This window comes from Thermosipho affectus (assembly GCF_001990485.1).
In the GTDB taxonomy this organism is placed as follows: Bacteria; Thermotogota; Thermotogae; order Thermotogales; family Fervidobacteriaceae; genus Thermosipho; species Thermosipho affectus.
In genome coordinates, this window is the sequence record NZ_LBFC01000008.1 from 1 (window position 1) to 4,864 (window position 4,864).

The 4,864-nt window shown below is 31.9% G+C and carries 2 protein-coding genes and 2 tRNA genes; 1 reads left to right on the forward strand and 3 read right to left on the reverse strand.

Annotated elements, in window-relative coordinates; genetic code table 11:
- Positions 1-249: 249 nt before the first annotated feature.
- The 3 genes from XJ44_RS02805 to XJ44_RS02815 form a co-directional block, all read right to left on the reverse strand.
- A tRNA-Met gene (locus tag XJ44_RS02805) sits at positions 250-325 on the reverse strand.
- Positions 326-567: 242 nt separating this feature from the next.
- Positions 568-643 (reverse strand) — tRNA-Asn (locus XJ44_RS02810).
- 133 nt (positions 644-776) lie between these two features.
- Positions 777-2,162 (reverse strand): sensor domain-containing diguanylate cyclase, encoded by a 1,386-nt coding sequence (locus XJ44_RS02815; protein ID WP_077197990.1) that lies wholly within the window; start codon positions 2,160-2,162, stop codon positions 777-779.
- A 167-nt stretch (positions 2,163-2,329) separates the two neighbouring features.
- Here XJ44_RS02815 and XJ44_RS02820 point away from each other — a divergent pair, with 167 nt between their 5' ends.
- Positions 2,330-4,693, forward strand: a complete 2,364-nt coding sequence (locus tag XJ44_RS02820) for an ATP-dependent Clp protease ATP-binding subunit (RefSeq protein ID WP_077197991.1) — start codon at positions 2,330-2,332, stop codon at positions 4,691-4,693.
- Positions 4,694-4,864: the final 171 nt, after the last annotated feature.

Genomic DNA, 4,864 nt, shown 5'->3' on the forward strand with positions numbered 1-4,864 from the left:
CCAGGATCAAACCCTCCATCTCTATCTCGGGCTAATCCTTATTATATTATCCGCAGAGCTGCTATCTATTTTTCAATGACCTTTCTTTTTTCACACAGCGATTACTATTTTACAGTATAATTGTGACATTCAAACTCACATTTAGTAAACAATATGAATACTACAAGAAACAACAATGTAAACTATACCACTTATTCAGGGGTTTTTACACAAAAAAACAACAAAAAAGCGGGAAAATTTCCCGCATATTGGTGGCGGCGATGGGACTCGAACCCATGACTCACTGATTATGAATCAGTTGCTCTAGCCACTGAGCTACGCCGCCGCATCTGTTATATTATCATAATTTGTTTTTTGTGTCAACCTTTTCTGTGGCATTTCAAATTAACAAAAAAAATAGTTTCACCTATTTTGCAAAACAAAATATGAAATATCTTTGATTTATAGCTCTTTTAAAATTTTAATCTTTATAAATAACGTAAAAACAACTTCCAGAGAATTTATCTCAGCACAAACATGTTTTATCGTCTACAAATAAAAAAAGGAGAACGCCAAGTCCTCCTTTTCTGGCTCCGGCGGAGGGACTCGAACCCCCAACCTAGTGGTTAACAGCCACCCGCTCTGCCTATTGAGCTACGCCGGAACTTCGCTATCGCTTATATATTGTACCATATTTTAGATTTTTGTCAATCATAGTATCTTATAATAACTTCCAGAAAAAAATATATCACATTTTTTACCGTTGTCAATAATTTTTCAGAGTTATCAACAAAACATCAACCGTGTCTCTTACTTTTTTTCATTTCATACATTTTCTTATCTACTTCTTTTAAAATTTCTCCAAAATTCTTTTGCTTGTTGTGCTTTACAATTCCATACGAAAAATCAATATCTGATTTTCGTTTTATCCTATCAACAACTTGTTTTGCGTTTTTTCCATTTACAAAGATTAAAAACTCGTCTCCTCCGTATCTTACAACTTTATCTTCTTTCCTTATACTTTTCTTACATAATTTTACAAATTTTTTCAATACTTTATCGCCATAATCATGTCCATATGTATCATTAAGTTTTTTAAAACCATCCAAATCTATAAATATTATAGAACAATCACCGTTAAAATTCATCTTGTTTAAGAAATTCCTGTTGTAAGCACCTGTTAATGGATCAAATAAAGAATTTCTAAGTGTCTCCTTCTTTTCTTTAACAAGTTTATCAAAAACTTCTCTAAATTTAAAATTTATAGTCAAAATTTCAGACAACAAATTAAACACGTATAATTCTTTAGATGTAAATGCATTTTTTCCACCTTTTTCAAACAACACCGCACCAAAAACCTCTTCTTCAAATTTTAAAGGCACACCATAAATGGAAACAATTCTATGTTTCCCAAACACTATTCTTTCATATCCTTTTGGAAGGACTAATCTTTCTGAATTTCTCACATACAACTTTTTACCAAAATCCATTATATATGAAACAATTGGCTTCTTTTTAGGCGGAACGACAAAATTCACCCTTTCTTCAAAACCTATATTTGCATAATGTATGTAAGTACTTCCATCACCTCTTCTAGTCGCTACAACGAGAGAGTCAATTATTTTCTGTCCTTTTAAAAAATCAAACAACTTTTTTGAAACTTCCGAAAGAGTTTTCCTATTTAAAATATCCGAAAAAATACTTTTTGGAATTTCATTTAAAGGCTTGATAATATCTTTTGCATACGAATATACATTGCTTGAAATATTTACCAAAAAAAGTATTGAATACCTCAAACCTTTGGACTTTATCCTGAAAAACTTCAAAAGAAATATCTGTCCACCAATTTCAATTTCTACCTCAAATTCTAATTTATCTTTATAGTAATTCTTCAAAACCATATCAAAAAATACTTCTAATTGCGAATATTTCTTTGAAAAAACTTTAATTTTATCTTCCGTAACATTTTTAAAATCAAAAAAATCCATATTATACATCTTAGCATAGTTTAATAGACTAGATGAAAAATATTTAAGTTTTCCCCCATGCCAAACTGCAACACCCATTTTTGAAGATTTACCATCAAATACCAAATTAACTAAATTTCTTAACTTTAATATATACATCAAAGAAAAAATCAAAAGAAGGCCTAAAATCACAACTAAACCCAAAACAAAATACATATTACCCCCTCCAAATCATACATTTCTAATATAAAACACAAAATATTTAAAATCAATTAAAAACAAATTATTTACAAAAACGTAACAACAAATCCCGAACCAAAAACAAATGTTATCAGTCTATATATGTGAGTGATAAAAAGAAAATAATTTTGGAGGTGGTTAAATTGAGATACTTGGACAATAAAATGCAAGAATTAGTCCAACAAGCAGCAGAAAACCTAACTCAAAAAAGGCAAAATCTTTTAAAACCAGAGCATGTGCTCTATGAAATTCTACAAGATGATGTAGTGCAGAAACTTATAAAAACACGTATAAATTTAGATGAAATACTGGATAGAATTGAAGAATTAATTGAAAGTCAATATGGCGTATACTACGGTTCTGGTTCTGGAGTTTACATGTCAAATGAACTTTCCAGAATCTTTGAACTCTCTAGAAAAGAGGCAAAATTGATCGGTTCAAGTAAAGTTTCACCTATTCATTTTCTTTTAGCACTGCTCAAGGATAACTCTACTCAAGCTGCTGCTATACTAAACAAATACGGGATCACATACGAAGAAGTATTAAAATCGGTGAAAGAACTTGTGGAAAATGGAGAATTAGATGAAGAAGGAAATGTACTTTCAAAATACACAGTGGATTTAACAAAACTTGCAAGAGAGGGTAAACTTTCACCTGTTATCGGTAGGGAAAAAGAAATTGAAAGAGTTATTGAAATTCTCTCTAGAAAAACAAAAAACAACCCCGTGCTCATAGGTGATCCAGGTGTCGGTAAAACTGCTATTGTTGAAGGTCTTGCACAAAAAATTGTTGAAGGAAAGGTCCCTGAAAAACTTAAAAATAAAAAGATATTAATGCTTGATCTTGGAAAAATGCTTGCGGGTAGTAAGTATCGTGGCGAATTTGAAGAAAGATTGAAAAAGGTAATGGAAGAAATAAATAAAATGAAAAACAATGTAATTCTCTTTATCGACGAACTTCATACAATAGTTGGAGCAGGTGCTGCAGAAGGTGCTATGGATGCATCCAACATGTTAAAACCTGCACTAGCCAGAGGAGAACTACATGCAATTGGTGCAACAACTTTAGAAGAATACAGAAAACACATAGAAAAGGACAAAGCCCTTGCCAGAAGATTTCAACCTGTATTAATTGAGGAACCTAGTGTAGAAGAAACTATAAAAATATTAAAAGGTTTAAAAGAAACATACGAAAAACACCACAACGTAAAAATAACGGATGAAGCTATAGAAGCCGCAGCAAAGTTATCCTCAAAATACATACAAGATAGATTTATGCCAGATAAAGCCATAGATTTGATTGACGAAGCTGCAGCAAAGATAAGTTTAAAGTCCGCCGATCCAAAAATTTCAGAACTAAAGGAAAAAATAAAATCTTTAAGTGAAAAAATCGATGAACTTACTATAAACTCCCAATACAAAGAAGCAGCTGAAATGAAACAACAAATGTATAAACTTCAAAATCAATATGAAGAACTCGAAAAGAAATACGGAACTGACAAAGTAACCGCCGACACAGTTGCAAAGGTTGTAGAATCATGGACTGGTATACCCGCAACTAAAATGATGGAATCGGAAAAAGAAAAGTTATTAAGATTTGAAGAACTTGTACATCAAAGAATGGTAGACCAAGAAGAAGCAGTCAAAGTTGTTGCAGATGCTATCAGAAAAGCAAGAGCAGGCATAAAGGATCCCAATAGACCAATTGGTACCTTCTTATTCTTAGGTCCAAGTGGTGTTGGTAAAACAGAACTTGCAAAGACCATTGCAGAACTCTTATTTGGTTCCGAAAATGCGCTCATTAGAATTGACATGAGTGAGTACATGGAAAAACACTCAGTTGCAAGACTCATTGGTGCACCTCCAGGATACGTAGGTTACGATCAAGGAGGACAATTAACAGAGCAAGTAAGAAGAAAACCATATAGCGTAATTCTTTTAGATGAAGTTGAAAAAGCACATCCAGAAGTATTTAACGTATTACTACAAGTCTTTGATGATGGTAGATTAACAGATGGAAAAGGCAACACAGTTGATTTTAGAAACACGATAATTATAATGACCAGTAACCTTGCAAGTGATAAGATATTGAGAAAGGTTGAAGCGGGAATAGAGTTTGAAAAGATAGAAGAATCTGTAAGGGAAGATTTAAAGCACTATTTTAGACCAGAATTCATAAACAGAATTGACCACGTTGTGATATTTAAACCACTTACAGAAAAGCATATGAAAGAAATAGTCGAAAAATTGATTTTAAGGCTTGAAAAGAGATTAAAAGAAAAAAGCCTAAAAATAAAACTAACAGATAACGCAAAAGCATACCTTGCAAAGAAAGGATATGATCCAGCCTTTGGAGCAAGACCACTAAGAAGATTAATAGAACGAGAAATTGAAACACCACTTTCAAAGAAAATTATAGCTGGAGAAATTAAAGAAGGAGATATAGTTTTAGTTGATGTAAACAACGGAATAATCTCAGTTGAAAAGGAAAAAGAACTTACAAAATAAGGGGCAAGTCGCCCCTTATTTTTTATTCTAAACTAAAACATAAAGACAACAAATCTAAAACCAATAGAACTTTGTTTTTTCACTCTAAAAAATGCTATAATATAATTGTATAGTGATTTTTTTCTCATAAAAGGAGGGGAAAACATGAAGAGATACGTATGTAGTGTATGT

Coding starts and splice junctions, on each gene's coding strand:
- XJ44_RS02815 (WP_077197990.1), bottom strand. CDS start 2,162: ATGTATTTTGTTTTGGGTTTAGTTGTGATTTTAGGCCTTCTTTTGATT.